This window comes from Mesorhizobium sp. M1396 (assembly GCF_040317725.1).
GTDB lineage: Bacteria > Pseudomonadota > Alphaproteobacteria > Rhizobiales > Rhizobiaceae > Mesorhizobium.
This window is the reverse complement of the sequence record NZ_JAMYLA010000017.1, coordinates 47,296-63,747: the sequence shown is the minus strand read 5'-3', so window position 1 is coordinate 63,747 and position 16,452 is coordinate 47,296. Positions and strand designations below refer to the sequence as shown.

Below are 16,452 nucleotides of genomic sequence, written 5' to 3'. Positions count from 1 at the left end.
TTACTAGGCGGGAGCTGCTATTCGATGGCAGTGGAAGCACAGCGAACAAGACCGGCGGGCGCCTCCAGGCGGCCGTCGCGGATCATGCCGTCCTTCGTATCGAAGATCACGGTGCCGATGCGCCGCTTCCTCGGCCATCATATCTTTTCCAGCCTGACGCGGCGTATCCTCTTTCTCAACCTCGCCGGCCTGGCCGTCCTGGTAACCGGCATTCTCTATCTCAACACCTTCCGCGACGGGCTGATCGACGCCCGCGTCGAAAGCCTGATGACACAGGGCGAGATCATCGCCGGCGCGATCGCGGCGTCGGCGACGGTCGAGACGGATTCGATCAGCATCGACCCGGAAAAGCTGCTTGAGCTGCAGGCAGGCGAAAGCCTGGGGCCGGGCTCCGACCAGCTCGACAATCTCGACTTCCCGATCAACCCGGAGCGCGTCGCGCCGGTGCTGAGAAGGCTGATCTCGCCGACCCGGACCCGCGCCCGCATCTATGACCGCGACGCCAATCTGCTGCTCGATTCACGCCATCTCTACTCGCGCGGCCAGATCCTGCGCTACGACCTGCCGCCGGTCGAAGAGGAAGAGCCCGATCTGGTCGAGCGCATCCAGAAATTCGTCTTCGACTTCTTCCGCAACACCGAACTGCCGGTCTATCACGAGCAGCCGGGCGGCAATGGCGCCGCCTTCCCGGAAGTGGTCAAGGCGCTCACCGGCAGCCCGTCGACCATCGTGCGCGTCTCGGAGCAGGGCGAGCAGATCGTTTCCGTGGCGGTGCCGATCCAGCGCTTCCGCGCCGTTCTCGGCGTGCTGATGCTGTCGACCGAAGGCGGCGACATCGACAAGATCGTCGCCGCCGAACGCAAGGCGATCCTGCGCGTCTTCGGTATCGCGGCCCTGGTCACCGCCATCCTGTCGATGCTGCTCGCCTCCACCATCGCCAATCCGCTGCGCCGGCTGTCGGCGGCGGCCGTGCGGGTGCGGCGCGGCGTCAAGAGCCGTGAGGAAATCCCCGACTTTTCCGACCGCCAGGACGAGATCGGCAATCTGTCGATCGCCATACGCGACATGACCAACGCGCTCTACGCCCGCATCGAGGCGATCGAAAGCTTCGCGGCCGACGTGTCGCACGAATTGAAGAACCCGCTGACATCGCTGCGCAGCGCGGTGGAAACCTTGCCGCTTGCCAAGAACGACGATTCGCGCGGCCGGTTGATGGACGTCATCCAGCACGATGTCAGGCGGCTGGACCGGCTCATCACCGATATTTCCGACGCCTCACGCCTTGATGCGGAGCTCGCGCGCGAAGATGCCGGGAACGTCGACCTGAAGAAATTCATCACCGATCTCGTCGCCGTTTCGCGTGAAGCCACGCGCAACAAGAAGGCGGTCGAGATCGAGTTCAAGGTCGCCAAACTGCCGCAGGGCGTCAAAGGCTATTTCGTCGTCGGGCATGATCTGCGCATCGGCCAGGTCATCACCAACCTGATCGAGAACGCCCGCTCCTTCGTTCCCGAGGACCATGGCCACATCGGCCTGTCGCTGGCGCGCGCCGGCAAGTTCAACATCGTCACCGTCGACGACAATGGCCCCGGCATCCGGGCCGACAACATCGACCGCATCTTCGAACGCTTCTACACCGACCGGCCGGCCGGCGAGGCGTTCGGCCAGAATTCTGGCCTTGGCCTGTCGATATCCAGGCAGATCGTCGAGGCCCATGGCGGCACGCTGACCGCCGAGAACATCCCGGGCACCAAACCCGGCGAGATCAAGGGCGCGCGCTTTGTCGTGACGCTGCCGGCCGAAGCATGATCCCGAAAAGTGGGAACCGGTTTTCGGACAAGATCATCATGCTTCATCCAAAACCATGATCGTGCAAGATCGTGCCTGATCCAATTGCGCAGCCTGAAAACATTCACGGAACCGCGATCCTGATCGGCGAGCGCGGCGTCCTTATCACCGGGCCGTCCGGCGCCGGCAAGACGACGCTGGCGCTCACACTCCTGGACCATTGCCGCGCGCGCGGGCTGTTCTCGCGGCTGATCGGCGACGACAGGCTGCTTGCCGCGACCCGCGCCGGGCGGCTGGTCTGTCGCGTGCCGGCGACCATCGCCGGTCTCGCCGAAGTGCCTGGATTCATGCCGCGCCCGCTGCCGTTCGAGCCGGGCGGAGTGATCGACCTGCATGTGAGGCTGGTGCCAAAGGCAGAGATGGCCCGTTTCCAGGAGGAAATCAGCGAGCCGGTCGCAGGCTGCCCAGTGCCGCGTATCGACCTTGCCGAGCGTAACGCCGCCACGGCCTTGCCCGCCGTGATGGCGCGGCTGTCGATCGCGCCTTTTCTATGATCCGCCCCAGGTTTTTTGCTGCAATGCGTCAAAATGGCATGGGCCTGCGCAATTTTGGGCTTGTCAACGGGCCGTGCGTCGACAAGATAGCGCTCCCGCTGCCTGGAATGGCTGGCGAGCATAAAATGCGCCTGTGAAGCGGCGATGACGGGAGCCACCAAAGAATGATCGGACTCGTGCTTGTAACGCACGGTCAACTGGCCGCCGAGTTTCGACATGCCGTGGAACATGTCGTCGGGCCACAAGACAATTTCGAAACCGTGGCGATCGGCGCCGACGACGATATGGAGCAGCGTCGCCGCGACATCATCGACGCCGTTGCCCGTGTCGACACCGGGGCGGGGGTCATCGTGCTGACCGACATGTTCGGCGGCACGCCCTCCAACCTCGCCATCTCGGTAATGGAATCCGGCCGCACCGAGGTGATCGCCGGCATGAACCTGCCGATGCTGATCAAGCTCTCTTCGATCCGCAAGGGCGACAATATGGCCGCCGCACTCGACGAGGCTCAGGCGGCCGGCCGCAAATACATCAATGTCGCCAGCCAGCTCTTGAGCAGCAAATGAACGCGCTGTCCCCGGAAAAAGCTCAGATCGCCAAAGATACCATCACCAGGGACTTTCCCATCATCAACCAGCGCGGCCTGCACGCGCGCGCCTCGGCGAAGTTCGTCCAGCTGGCCAGCGGCTTCGACGCCTCGGTGCATGTCGAGAAGGACGGCGTCAAGGTCGGCGGCACCTCGATCATGGGCCTGATGATGCTGGCGGCAAGCCCCGGCTACTCGATCCGCGTCACCGCCAGCGGGCCGGAGGCCCAGGAGGTCATCGACGCCCTGGAGCAGCTGGTGGCGTCCCGCTTCGGCGAGGAAAGCTGATCTGCCAAACCGCCAATGCATGTCCGGGAGACATGCAGGGATAAAGATTTCTTTATATCCCATTGTCGTCTTCGCCCTGATCTGCTAGTCAGGCCGGCAATTCGCGCCCTTCGACGCGCCGACCGGCGCGGGCGCATCCGCAACCAATTCGCAGCACAACAATTCGGAGCACTGCCATGACGGGTAGCAAGGACTATGTGGTCGCCGACATCTCGCTGGCCGGCTGGGGCCGCAAGGAAATCGAGATCGCCGAGACCGAAATGCCGGGCCTGATGGCCAGCCGCGAGGAATTCGGCGACAAGAAGCCACTCAAGGGCGCGCGCATCACCGGCTCGCTGCACATGACCATCCAGACGGCGGTGCTGATCGAGACCCTGAAGGCGCTCGGCGCCGATATCCGCTGGGCCTCCTGCAACATCTTCTCGACGCAGGATCACGCGGCCGCGGCCATCGCCGAGGCTGGCATCCCGGTATTCGCCGTCAAGGGCGAGAGCCTCGAGCAGTACTGGGACTACACCGACAAGATTTTCCAGTGGACCGACGGTGGCCTCTCCAACATGATCCTCGATGATGGCGGCGACGCCACCATGTACATCCTTATCGGCGCCCGCGCCGAGGCCGGCGAGGACGTGCTGTCCAACCCGCAGAGCGAGGAGGAAGAGTACTTCTATGCGCAGGTCAAGAAGCGCCTGAAGGCCTCGCCCGGCTTCTTCACCAAGCAGAAGGCTGCGATCCGCGGCGTCACCGAAGAGACCACGACCGGCGTCAACCGGCTTTACCAGCTGCAGAAGAAGGGCCTGCTGCCCTTCCCCGCCATCAACGTCAACGACTCGGTCACCAAGTCGAAGTTCGACAACAAGTACGGCTGCAAGGAATCGCTGGTCGACGGTATCCGTCGCGGCACCGACACGATGATGGCCGGCAAGGTCGCCGTCGTCTGCGGCTATGGCGACGTCGGAAAGGGCTCGTCGGCCTCGCTCAAGGGCGCCGGCGCCCGCGTCAAGGTCACCGAGGTCGATCCGATCTGCGCCCTGCAGGCGGCGATGGACGGTTTTGAAGTCGTCACTCTGGAAGACGCGGCCCCCACCGCCGACATCGTCATCACCACCACCGGCAACAAGGATGTCGTCACCCTCGACCACATGCGCTCGATGAAGGACATGGTGATCGTCGGCAACATCGGTCACTTCGACAACGAGATTCAGGTGGCCGCGCTGCGCAACCTGAAATGGACCAACGTCAAGCCGCAGGTCGACATGATCACCTTCCCGGACGGCAAGCGGATGATCCTTCTGTCGGAAGGCCGGCTGCTCAATCTCGGTAACGCCACAGGCCATCCGAGCTTCGTCATGTCGGCGTCCTTCACCAACCAGGTGCTGGCCCAGATCGAGCTGTACACCAAGCCCGGCCAGTACGAGAACCAGGTCTACGTCCTGCCCAAGCATCTCGACGAAAAGGTCGCGCGCCTGCATCTCGACAAGCTTGGCGCCCGCCTGACCGCACTGTCCGATGAACAGGCCGCCTATATCGGCGTCACGCCTCAGGGTCCGTTCAAGCCGGAACACTACCGCTATTAACCAAACCGAAAATTGCTACCAGATATTGAGGCCGGGCGATTGACTTTTCGCCCGGCTTTATTTTTGCGCGCAATCGCCTTCACGACGATTCGGCGAGGGGTTATTGTCAGGTGATTCGCGACGCTTCCAGCCCGAGAGGGGTTCAAGAGAGGTGTGCATCAGGGCGGTCTTGCATTCAGGCGGCGGAGAGGACCAAGACATGCCGGGGCAACACCCGCACAGAGCGGGACGGGCCGTTTCCGGCGGCCATGACGATTCGAGGATCACTGGCTCCGCCTTGCAAGGCGGAGGCCTGTCCTGGCGCGCCCGCGCGTCGATCTTCCTTGCCACCTCCGCGCTTGCCGGCCCCTTGGCAGGTGCCGTCGCCCATGCCGAGACCGCCGTCGCCGGATTGTCGATGAGCGCCGTCGAGGTGATGCAGCTTGCCGTGTTTGTCGGCGTGACGGGTGCCGCACTTCTGTCGGCCATCGTCCTCATCCGCGAAAGAGCCCGCACCTCGGCGGAAAATGTCGAACTCAGGAGCCGCCTCGCCGACATCAACGCGGCGCTCCGCCGCTCGGAGGCGCTGCTCAATCTGCGCGACCAGCGCGTGGTCGTCTGGGCCGCGGAAAACAAGAAGCCCGAACTCATCGGCACATTGCCCGTCGAAAGCGGCGCTCCGGAGGACCGGGCCGCTTTCCTCGCTTTCGGCCGCTGGCTGATGCCGCGTTCGGCGGCAGCGCTTGAACATGCCGTTGCGGGATTGCGCGAAAAAGCCAAACCCTTCGACCTCGTCATCGAATCGCAGGCCGGCGCGCCGCTCGAAGTGCATGGCCGCAAGAGCGCGGCGCATGTGCTCGTGCGCTTCGTCTCGCTTTCGGAGACGCAGCGCAGCCAGGCCAGGCTGAAGATCGACAACCAGCGGCTGGCCGCCGACCATGACACGATGATCGGCCTGCTCGACGCGCTGAACATGCCGGCATGGCTTCGCAGCGAGGATGGGCGGCTGAAGTGGGTCAACCGGGCCTATGCCGATGCGGTCGAGGCCGAAAATGCCGAAGCCGCGGTTCGAGAGGCAAAGGAGTTCCTCGGCGGCCAGGCACGCGACGCGATTGCCGCCCAGCACAAGACGCATCCGGTCTTCGAACAGTCGCTTTCCACCGTGATCGAAGGCGATCGCCGTGTGTTTGCGGTCACCGATTTCGCCGGCAGCGATGGCTCGGCCGGCCTTGCTTGCGACACCAGCGCCATCGAGACGGTTCGCGGCGAATACGAGCGGACCGTCAGGAGCCACGCCGACACGCTCGACCAGCTCAATACGGCGGTCGCCATTTTCGATACCGACGAGAAGCTGCGGTTCTTCAATCAGGCTTTCCAGAAGTTGTGGGGGCTCGACAGCGGCTTCCTGCACAGTGCTCCCGACAATGCGCTGCTGCTGGACCGGCTGCGCAGCGAGGGCAAGATCGCCGAGCAACCTGAATGGCGCCGCTGGAAGGAAGGTCTGCTCGGCGCCTATCGTGCCGTGGAATCTCAGGAGCATTGGTGGCATCTGCCGGACGGCAAGACCATCCGCGTCGTCGCCAACCCGCAGCCCAAGGGTGGCGTGACCTGGGTGTTCGAGAACCTGACCGAGAAGATGGACCTCGAAAGCCGCTACCAGACAGCGGTGCGGGTCCAGGGCGAGACGCTCGACAATCTTGCCGAAGGCGTGGCGGTGTTCGGCCCCGACGGCAGGCTTCGGCTGTCGAATCCCGCCTTTGCCACACTCTGGGGTTTGAGCGGCGAAGCGGCCAAGCCGAATGTGCACGTGTCCACGATCCGCGACCTTTGCGACCGGCAGGCGGCGGACAGCCCCTGGCCTGGCTTCGTAGCCGCCATCACCGGCTTTGACGACGAGCGCCGCGACCGCCACGGCCAAACCGAACTCAACAACGGCAATGTTCTGAGCTACGCCATAATCCCGTTACCCAACGGGCAGGTGATGATGACCTTCGTCGACGTTACCGACAGCGTTCATGTCGAAAGGGCGCTGAAGGACAAGAACGAGGCGCTGCAAAAATCCGACCAGCTCAAGAACGAATTCGTCCAGCACGTCTCCTATGAACTGCGCTCGCCGCTGACCAACATCATCGGCTTCACCGAACTGCTGTCGCTGCCCACGACCGGTCCGCTGACGCAGAAGCAGCGCGAATATGTCGAGCATGTCAGCTCGTCGTCCTCGGTGCTGCTCACCATCGTCAACGACATCCTCGATTTGGCGACGGTGGACGCCGGCATCATGCAGCTCGACATTTCCGAGGTGCACGTCGATCGCACCATTGCGGCCGCCGCCGAACTGGTCGCCGACCGGCTGGAAGAGCATTCGATCAGGCTCGAGGTCGACGTCACCGCTGCGCCGAAGACGTTCCACGGCGACGAAATCCGCGTCCGCCAGATCCTCTACAATCTGCTCAGCAACGCCGCCAACTACGCGCCGGAAGCCAGCACCATCCGGCTCACTTGCCGCCATCTGGCGGGCGGGGTGGAATTCTCGGTTCATGACGACGGCCCCGGCATGCCGCCGGATCTGCTCGATTCGGTGTTTCGCCGTTTCGAGCCGCGCGCCAATGGCGGCCGCCGGCGCGGCGCCGGCCTCGGCCTGTCGATCGTCAAGAGCTTTGTCGAGCTGCATGGCGGCAGCGTTCGCATCGAAACCGGCAGGGACAAGGGCACGACCGTCATCTGCACCTTTCCCGACATGCCGGGCATCCGCGCCGCGGCTGAGTAGCGCGCTCGATGACAGGATTGGTGCTGGAGCGTTTACTCGCCGACGAGACACAGACAGCGCGGCTGGGCGAGGATCTGGCGCTGTCGCTGCGCCCGGGCGATGTGCTTGCCCTCAAGGGCGATCTCGGCGCCGGCAAGTCGACGTTGGCGCGGGCCTTGATCAGGGCCTTGGCCGACGATGCCGGCCTCGATGTGCCGAGCCCGACTTTCACGCTGGTGCAGAGCTACGACACGCGCGTCCCGGTCCATCATTTCGATCTCTACCGCCTGTCCTCGGCCGCCGAGATCGATGAGCTCGGGTTCGACGAGGCCCTGGCCCAAGGCGCCGCGTTGGTCGAATGGCCGGAACGAGCGGAAGATTATCTGCCGAAGACCACGGTCCTGATCGAGCTCGTCCAGCAAGGCGACGGCCGGCTGGCGCGATTGTCGGGGCAGGGCGCTGCCTTCGATCGGGCGGCACGATCGCTGGCCATGCGCGACTTTCTCGAAAATGCAGGCTGGGGGCAAGCGCAGCGCCGCCATTTCATTGGCGATGCTTCGGCCCGCTCCTATGAGATCGTTTCGCTGCCGAACCGGAAGCCGCGAGTGCTGATGAACTCGCCACGGCTGGTGCTCGGCCCTCCGGTGCGTGACGGCAAGCCCTATGCCGAGATCGCTCATACCGCCCGGTCGGTCTCCGCCTTCGTCGCCATCGACCGCGCCTTGAAGGCCGGCGGCGTCAGCGTTCCGGAAATCCATGCCGACGACCAGGAGCAGGGGTTTTTGCTGCTCGAACATCTTGGTTCCGAAGGGTTTCTCGGCGGCGATGGTCAGCCGCTGGCCGATCGCTACGCGGCGGCGGCCGAGCTGCTGGCCATGATGCATGGCAGGACCTGGCCGCAGCACCTGGAAACAGGGCACGGCGGCTTCCATGAAGTGCCGCCCTTCGACCGCGACGCCATGATGATCGAAGCCGATCTGCTGGTCGACTGGTACGTGCCGGCGCTATCGGGCAGCCCGGCAAGCGACAGCTTGCGCGCCGGCTACCACAGGGAGTGGAACGCGCTTCTCGACCGGCTGCACGGCCGCGAAGTCACGCTGATGCTGCGCGACTTCCATTCGCCCAACATCATCTGGCGCGGCGACCGCTCCGGGCATGACCGGCTGGGCATCGTCGATTTCCAGGACGCGCTGATCGGCCCGTCCGCCTATGACGTCGCCTCGCTCGCCATGGACGCGCGCGTCACCATGTCACCCGAGATCGAGAAACAGACGCTGAATGCCTATATCGGGGCGCGCCACGCAGCCGGCACTTTCGACGAAGCAAGTTTCCTGGAATCCTACGCAATCATGGCGGCGCAGCGGAACTCCAAGATCCTCGGCATCTTCGTCCGGCTCGAAAAGCGTGACGGCAAGCCCTATTATCTAAAGCACCTGCCGCGCATTCGCGATTATCTGCGCCGGGCCTTGTCTCACCCGGCGCTGGCAAGCCTGCGCGATTTCTACAACGCCAACGGTTTGCTGGAGGAGCGAGCGCTGTGACAGCAAGACCGGACACTGCCATCGTACTCGCCGCCGGGCTCGGCAAACGCATGCGGCCGATCACCGACACCATTCCCAAGCCGCTGGTCAGGGTCGCCGGCAAGCCGTTGCTCGACTGGAGTCTCGACAGCCTGGCCGCCGCCGGTGTCGGCAAGGCCGTGGTCAACGTCCATTATTTTCCCGAACAGATCGTCGCCCATGTCGCCGCGCGCCGCGCACCGCGGATCGTCATTTCCGATGAGAGCGAAAAACTGCTCGATTCCGCCGGCGGCATCGTCAAGGCGTTGCCGGAACTGGGCTCGCAGCCCTTCTATATCCTCAACGCCGACACGTTCTGGATCGACGACGGTCCTCTCAATCTCCAGCGCCTCGCCCTTGCATGGGACGCGGCGAAAATGGATATTCTGCTGATGCTGGCGGATCTCCATCAGGCGACCGGACACTGCGGCAGCACCGATTTCCTGGTGGCGCCGGATGGCCGCTTGCGGCGTTCAAAGGGGGATCCGGCGGGCTTGATCTATGCCGGCGTGGCGATCGTCCATCCGCGTCTGTTCAAGGGCGCACCGGCCGGGCCGCACTCGCTCAATGCCTATTTCGATACGGCCATAGCCGCAGGGCGCCTGTTCGGCATGCCGATGCATGGCCATTGGATCACCGTCGGCACGCCCGATGCCATCGCGCTCGCGGAAACGGCGGTCGCCGGCGCGCTAGCCGAGTTGCAATGAGCGGCTCAAGCCGCGTTTTCTCAATTCCCCCCGGAGCGCCGTTTCTGCCGACGCTTGCCGAGGCGCTGCTTGCCGGCCGCCTCGTTCCAGGTTTTCGGTTCGACGGCGACCCGCTCGCTCTGGCCGATGTCACCATCTATGTGCCGACGCGCCGCGCGGCGCGCGCTCTGCGGGGTGTCTTCGTCGACAGCCTGGCAACTCGCGGCGGCGGCGGTTCGGCGATCCTGCCGGTCATCCGGCCACTCGGCGAGTTCGATGAGGACGAGGCGGCGTTCGAGACCGAGGCAACGGCGGCCATCGATCTCGCGCCGCCGATCGCCGCTTCTGAGCGCCTGTTGCTGCTGACGCCGCTGGTGCGCGCATGGAAACGCCGGCTGCCGGCACATGTCGCCGCCCTCTTCGCCGAGGAGATCGTCATCCCGGCCTCCACCGCCGACGCGATCTGGCTGGCGCGCGATCTCGCGGGGCTGATGGACGAGATCGAGACGGAAGGCACGGACTGGGCCAAGCTCACCGATCTGGTGACCGGCAACCTTGCCGGATGGTGGCAGGTGACGCTCGAATTCCTCGGTATCGTCACCGACGCCTGGCCGAAATTCCTTGCAGAGAGCGATCGCTCCAACCCGGCCGCGCATCGCAGCGCGCTCATCCGCGCCGAGGCCGCCCTGCTGCAGCGCAATCCGCCCGCCGGGCCCGTCATCGCGGCGGGGTCCACCGGCTCGATACCAGCCACCGCCGAACTGCTTGCCGCGATCTCGCGCTTGCCCGGCGGCGCCATCGTGCTGCCCGGCCTCGACCGGACGCTGGACGAAGCGTCCTTCCAGGCAATCGCCGCGCCCGGTGCCTGCCCGGCCGTGCTTGGCCACCCGCAATACGGTCTCGCCAGGCTGATCGGCAAGATCGGCGTGTTGCGCGGCGATGTCGAGGAGATCGGCGCGCCCGGACCGCAACTTGCGTTGCGCGCCGCCCTTGTCGGCGAAGCCTTGCGGCCGGCCGAGACCACCGAATTGTGGGCCGAGACGCGCAATGGCTTTTCGGCGTCCGACATCGCCGGGGCATTCGCCGGCGTGACCTTGCTCGAAGCGGCCAGCGAACGCGATGAAGCCGTGGCCATTGCCGTCGCGCTGAAGCGTGCGGTCGAAGTATCAGGCCAAAGGGCCGCTCTGGTCACCGGCGACCGCGCGCTGGCGCGACGCGTTTCGGTCGAGCTCCAGCGCTTCGGCGTCGTCGCCGACGATTCCGGCGGCACGCCGCTCGCCAACACCCCGGCGGCCAGCCTGCTCAGACTGGCGCTCGAAGCGGTGTTCCGGCCAGGCGATCCGGTTGGCCTGCTGTCGCTGCTCAAGCATCCGTTGCTCGGGCTTGGCCTCGAACGTGCCGATGTGCGCCATGCGGCGGAACTGATCGAACTGGTGGCGCTGCGTGGCGGCACCGGCCGCCCGGACATCGTTTCGCTGCCGGAACTGTTTGATAGCCGCCTCACCGAATTGGGCAGCGGCCGCCGGCCGCCCTTCTGGTTTTCCCGGCTGACCGTGCGCTCCATCGAAGGCGCTCGGAATTTGCTCGACCGTCTCAGACAGGCGCTTGCGCCGCTCGCGGCTTTCCGTGGCCAAGCGGACGCCGACCTTGCCGCGCTGGTCACAGCCAGTGTCGTCGCCCTCGAAAATCTCGGCCGCACCGTCGATGGCGGCCTTGCCGAACTCTATGCCGGTGACGCCGGCGAAAAGCTTGCCGAACTGCTGCGCGGGCTGGTCGCGGCTTCCGCATCGCTGTCCTTCGCGGCGAACGAGTGGCCCGATGTGATGGCGGCGCTGATCGCGCCTGAAACTGTCAAGCCGGCGCAAGGCACCGACAGGAACATCGCGATCTGGGGCGCGCTGGAAGCGCGCTTGCAGACTGTCGATACGCTGGTCATCGGCGGGCTCAACGAGGGCGTGTGGCCGCGCAAGCCAGAGAGCGACCGCTTCATGTCGCGGCTGATGAAGACCGGCATCGACCTCGAACCGCCGGAACGGCGCATCGGCCTTGCCGCGCATGATTTCCAGATGGCCATGGGCGCCAGGAAGGTGGTGCTGGCCCGCTCGGCGCGCGCCGGTGACGCACCCGCCGTGCCGTCGCGCTGGCTGCAGCGCCTGCTCACCTTCATCGGCAACGACCAGGCAGCTGAATTGCGCCGGCGTGGCGACGAACTGCTCACACGGACGCGCGCGCTCGACAGTGGTCCAAGGCAGGATTTCGCGCCACGGCCGCAGCCGAAGCCGCCACTGTCCGTGCGTCCCGGCCATTTCTCGGTCACCGAGATCGAGACCCTCCGCCGTGACCCCTACGCCGTCTATGCGAGACGCATTCTAGGACTGATGCCGCTCGACCCGGTCATTCGAGACCCAGGTGCGGCCGAGCGCGGCACACTGTTTCACGCCATCCTGCATCTGTTCTCGGCGCGGGTGGCTGACCCGCGCGCGCCCGATGCGCTCGCCGGCCTCATTGCCGCGGGCCGCGCCTGTTTTGCCGAAGTCGCTCTTCCGGCGGATGTCGAGGCGGTGTGGTGGCCGCGTTTCGAAAAACTCGCCGCCAACATCATCGAATGGGAGCGCACGCGCGCCGACGCGGTGATCCGGCGCCATGCCGAGGAGCGCGCCGGAAAGACCGTCGTCGGCCAGTCCGGCGTGACGCTGTCCGGCTATGCCGACCGTGTCGACCTGCTGGCTGGCGGCATGGCCGACATATTGGACTATAAGACCGGCTCCTCGCCGTCCAAGGCGCAGGCGCACACGCTGCTGGCGCCGCAACTGGCACTGGAGGGCGCGCTGCTCAGGCGCGGCGCCTTCAAGGATTTGGGCGCGCGCGAGCCCTCGCAACTGGCCTTCATCAGGTTGAAGCCGAATGGCGAGGTGTTCGAGGAATCCATCCTCGAACACAACCGCCAGCCGCGAACCGCCACCGATCTGGCCGAAGAGGCCTGGGCGCGGCTGGAAAAGCTCTTGATCCACTACGCAGACCCGGGAAGCGGCTATCTGTCGCGCGCACTGCCGTTTCGCGAGGGCGAGACCGATGGCGATTACGACCATCTTGCCCGCGTGCTGGAATGGTCGGCCGGCGGCGATGCCGGTGACGAGGGAGGGGAGGCATGAAGAAGGCCTATCCCATCCCCAGCGACACAGCGACCAGTCAAGCCCGCGCCGCCGACCCTCAGAATTCCGCCTGGGTGTCGGCCAACGCCGGCTCCGGCAAGACCCATGTGCTGGCCCAGCGCGTCATCCGGCTGCTGCTGCGCGGCACCGATCCGTCGAAGATCCTGTGCCTGACCTACACGCGCGCCGCCGCCGCCAACATGTCCAATCGGGTGTTCTCGACATTGTCGGATTGGACGACGCTCGGTGACGCGGATCTGGCGTCGAAGGTCGAGGCGCTGGAAGGGCGCCGGCCCGATATCGACACCATGCGCCGGGCGCGGCGCCTGTTCGCCGAGGCGCTGGAAACACCCGGCGGGCTGAAGATCCAAACCATTCACGCCTTCTGCGAATCGGTGCTGCACCAGTTCCCGCTGGAAGCCAACATCCCGGCTCATTTCGAGATGCTCGACGGCCAGATGGAGGCATCGCTGTTTGCCGCCGCGCGCCGCGACATGATCTCCGGAACCGCCGCCGGCGACAGGGATCTGGCCGAGGCCTTTGCCACCATCCTCGACCGTGGCGGCGAAGCCGGGCTCGACGCCTTGCTGGGCGAGATCGTGCGCAAGCGCGACGGCTTGCGCAATTTCATCGACGCGGTCGGGCACGACGGCACGCGCTTCCAGGCGCTGTTCGACGAATTCCATTTCCGCCCCGGCCAGACCGCCGAAGGCATAGCGGCATCGGCCTGGCCGCTGCCGGGTTTCTTGCCGGACTATTTTGCCGGCTTCGCCCAGGCCGCCGATGCCACCGATGCGAGAGCGGTGCTGAACAACATCCTGCCCTATGCGCGCCAGGCTTTCGCCGAGAGCGACCCCATTCGCCGCCTGCAATTGCTCGCAAGAGCCTTCCTCAAGACCGATGGCGACGCCTACGACCCGGCAAAAGCCTTCAAGAAGGCGCTTGTCGACCGACTGCCGGATCTGGCGGAGCGCTATCTCTCAGCGGCCAGCACGATCGTTGAAACGGTCGATCGGCTGGCCCTGTTCCGGATGCTGGAAGGCACGGTTGCCGCGCTGACCATCGCCGACTGGCTGATCGCCCGCTACGAAGTGCTGAAGCGCAGCCGCGGCTTTCTCGACTTCAACGACCTGATCACCCGCACCGTCAACCTTCTGACGCGGCCCGATGCCGGCCCCTGGGTGCAATACAAGCTCGACCAGGGCATCGACCACATCCTGCTCGACGAGGCGCAGGACACCAGCCCGGATCAATGGGAGGTTGTGAAGCGGTTGGCGGAAGAGTTCTTCGCCGGCTTCGGCGCCCGTGACAGGGTCCATCGCACGGTCTTCGCCGTCGGTGACGAGAAGCAGTCCATCTATTCCTTTCAAGGTGCCGCCCCGGACTCCTTCGCCGACAGCCGGCTGTTGTTTGCCGGCAGGGTGCGCGGCGCCGAGGCGTCCTTCGCCGATTTGAAGCTGACCTGGTCGTTCCGCTCGACCGACGACGTTCTTGCCGCCGTTGACCGCGTCTTCGCCGATCCCGTCGTGCGGCGCGGCATCAGCCATGATCCAGATCCGCTGAGCCACAAGGCGATCCGCACCGATGCGCCGGGCTATGTCGAGGTGTGGCCGTCGGTCGGCGCCGATGTCGTCGACGAGCCCGACGACTGGACGCAAGCCATCGACCATGCGCATGCGCCGGCGGTGCGCGTCGCGGAGAATGTCGCGGCCACCATTGCCGGCTGGATCGGCACCAGGGAGATCATCGAAGGCCGCGGCAAGCGGCTGCGGCCTGGCGACGTGCTGGTGCTGGTGCGCAAGCGCGACCGCTTCGTCCATGCGTTGACTCGCGCCTTGAAACGCCGAGACATCCCGGTCGCCGGCGCCGACCGGCTGAGCCTGCCCGGCCATATCGCGGTCAAGGACCTGATCGCACTCGGCCATTTCCTCATCCAGCCGCAGGACGATTTGTCGCTCGCCGCCGTGCTGCGCAGCCCGGTCTTCGATTTGCCGGAGGAGACGCTGTTCGCGCTCGCCTCGCAGAGGCCGCACGGCCTGTCGCTGATCGCATCGCTGCGACAGCATGCAGGCGAAAGCGAGCGACTTGCAGCTGTCGTCACCCAGCTCGACACCTGGACGAATGAGGCCGCCTTCAAGCCGGTGTTCGAATTCTACGCCGGGCTGCTGGCGCGCGATGGCGTGCGCCGCAGGATGATCGCCCGGCTCGGGCCTGAGGCCGGCGACATTCTCGACGAGTTCCTGAGTTTCTGCCTTGCCGAGGAGCGAACCGGCCTGCCGGGGCTGGAAGCCTTCCTGTCGACGCTGGAAAACGCCGGTCCCGAGATCAAGCGCGAGATGGACCAGACCCGCGACGAGGTCCGGGTCATGACCGTGCACGCCGCCAAGGGCCTGGAAGCGCCGGTCGTGTTCCTGGTCGATGGCGGCTCCGCGCCGTTCAGCGACCAGCATCTGCCGCGCCTGATGCCCTTCGATGGTTCCGGTGCAAACTGGGATGGCAAGGGCTATCTCTGGCGCTCGGCCAGCGACGTCGCCAATGGCTTTTCCAAAGCAGCGGCAGCGCGGGCACGCGAACTCGCCGACGACGAATACCGCCGGCTGCTCTACGTCGGCATGACCCGTGCCGAGGACCGGCTGATCGTCTGCGGCTATCACGGCAAGCGAGCGCCGAACGCCGGCACATGGCACTCCATCGTCAGCCGCGCGCTGCTCGGCGCTCCAGAGAGCGAGCAGCGTCCGCATCCCGCTGGTGGTGAGCCGGTGCATCGCTTCCATGTCACTAGGCTGCCGCCCGTCGCACTGGTGTTCAGCGAGCAGGCACGGCAGGCCGACGCTTTCGAGCCTTTGCCGGCGGGCCTGTTCCGGCCCTTGCCGCCTTTCGAGGACCTGCCGCGTCCGCTGTCGCCATCCGGCGCCTCGGCACTGATCGACGAAGGCAAGGAAGCCGTGGTCGACAAGGCCTCGCCGGTGCTGGATGCCGAAACCGAGCCGGGCTTTGCCGTGCTGCGCGGGCTTGCCCTGCACAAACTGCTGCAGATGCTGCCCGGCATTGCCAAGCCTGAGCGCCTGGGCGCGGCGGAACGTTATCTCGCACGAACGGGCGCACAGTGGTCCCCGTCGGAACGGGAGAAAGCCCTGGCTTCGGTCACATCAATCCTTGCCGACGCCAGCTTCGGTCCGCTGTTTGCGCCGTCGTCGCGTGCCGAGGTCGCGATCATGGGCAGCCTGGAGGTCAAGGGCAAAAAACGCTCGATTTCCGGCAAGATCGACCGGCTGGCGGTGACGCCGGACGCGATTTCGATCGTCGACTACAAGACCAATCGGCCTGCGCCCGCCTCTCTGGCCGAGGTCCCGCCGGCCTATGTCCTGCAGCTCGCGCTCTATCGCGCCCTGCTGCAGCCGCTTTATCCCGGACGCGCGGTCAAGGCGGCCCTGCTGTTCACCGAAGCGCCGCGGCTGATCGAACTGCCGGCCAGCGCCATGGATGATGCCCTTGCTCGACTCACGGGAGCGTGACACAACACCTGCTTGAAGAAGG

At 65.6% G+C, this 16,452-nt stretch carries 10 protein-coding genes; all 10 read left to right on the top strand.

All coding sequences use genetic code 11. The features are described from left to right. Window positions 1–24 precede the first annotated feature (24 nt). The 10 genes from NKH02_RS13615 to addA all read left to right on the top strand — a co-directional run bounded on the left by NKH02_RS13615 (window position 25) and on the right by addA (window position 16,430). Complete coding sequence (locus tag NKH02_RS13615) at window positions 25–1,809, top strand: sensor histidine kinase (protein WP_352879343.1); 1,785 nt, start codon at window positions 25–27, stop codon at window positions 1,807–1,809. A gap of 71 nt (window positions 1,810–1,880) precedes the next feature. Next, window positions 1,881–2,342, top strand: a complete 462-nt coding sequence (locus tag NKH02_RS13610) for an HPr kinase/phosphorylase (RefSeq protein ID WP_352879342.1) — start codon at window positions 1,881–1,883, stop codon at window positions 2,340–2,342. A 164-nt stretch (window positions 2,343–2,506) separates the two neighbouring features. Then, complete coding sequence (locus tag NKH02_RS13605) at window positions 2,507–2,908, top strand: PTS sugar transporter subunit IIA (RefSeq protein ID WP_352879341.1); 402 nt, start codon at window positions 2,507–2,509, stop codon at window positions 2,906–2,908. Beyond that, window positions 2,905–3,216: an HPr family phosphocarrier protein gene (locus tag NKH02_RS13600; RefSeq protein WP_352870650.1), complete on the top strand. Its 312-nt coding sequence runs from the start codon at window positions 2,905–2,907 to the stop codon at window positions 3,214–3,216. The genes NKH02_RS13605 and NKH02_RS13600 overlap by 4 nt, the downstream gene beginning before the upstream one ends. 176 nt (window positions 3,217–3,392) lie before the next feature. Then, a complete protein-coding gene (gene ahcY / locus NKH02_RS13595) occupies window positions 3,393–4,793 on the top strand; it encodes an adenosylhomocysteinase (protein WP_352879339.1) in 1,401 nt (466 codons plus the stop codon). Window positions 4,794–4,992: 199 nt separating this feature from the next. Continuing rightward, window positions 4,993–7,539 (top strand): ATP-binding protein, encoded by a 2,547-nt coding sequence (locus tag NKH02_RS13590; protein ID WP_352879337.1) that lies wholly within the window; start codon window positions 4,993–4,995, stop codon window positions 7,537–7,539. Between the two features lie 8 nt (window positions 7,540–7,547). After that, on the top strand, window positions 7,548–9,059 hold the full coding sequence (gene tsaE / locus NKH02_RS13585; RefSeq protein ID WP_352879335.1) for a tRNA (adenosine(37)-N6)-threonylcarbamoyltransferase complex ATPase subunit type 1 TsaE: 1,512 nt from the start codon (window positions 7,548–7,550) through the stop codon (window positions 9,057–9,059). Then, complete coding sequence (locus NKH02_RS13580; protein ID WP_352879333.1) at window positions 9,056–9,784, top strand: nucleotidyltransferase family protein; 729 nt, start codon at window positions 9,056–9,058, stop codon at window positions 9,782–9,784. Before tsaE ends, NKH02_RS13580 begins: the two co-directional genes overlap by 4 nt. After that, the gene (gene addB, locus NKH02_RS13575; RefSeq protein WP_352879332.1) at window positions 9,781–12,915 is read left to right on the top strand and encodes a double-strand break repair protein AddB; all 3,135 of its coding nucleotides are present in this window, start codon (window positions 9,781–9,783) and stop codon (window positions 12,913–12,915) included. The genes NKH02_RS13580 and addB overlap by 4 nt, the downstream gene beginning before the upstream one ends. Continuing rightward, on the top strand, window positions 12,912–16,430 hold the full coding sequence (gene addA / locus NKH02_RS13570; protein ID WP_352879331.1) for a double-strand break repair helicase AddA: 3,519 nt from the start codon (window positions 12,912–12,914) through the stop codon (window positions 16,428–16,430). The genes addB and addA overlap by 4 nt, the downstream gene beginning before the upstream one ends. Window positions 16,431–16,452 lie beyond the last annotated feature (22 nt).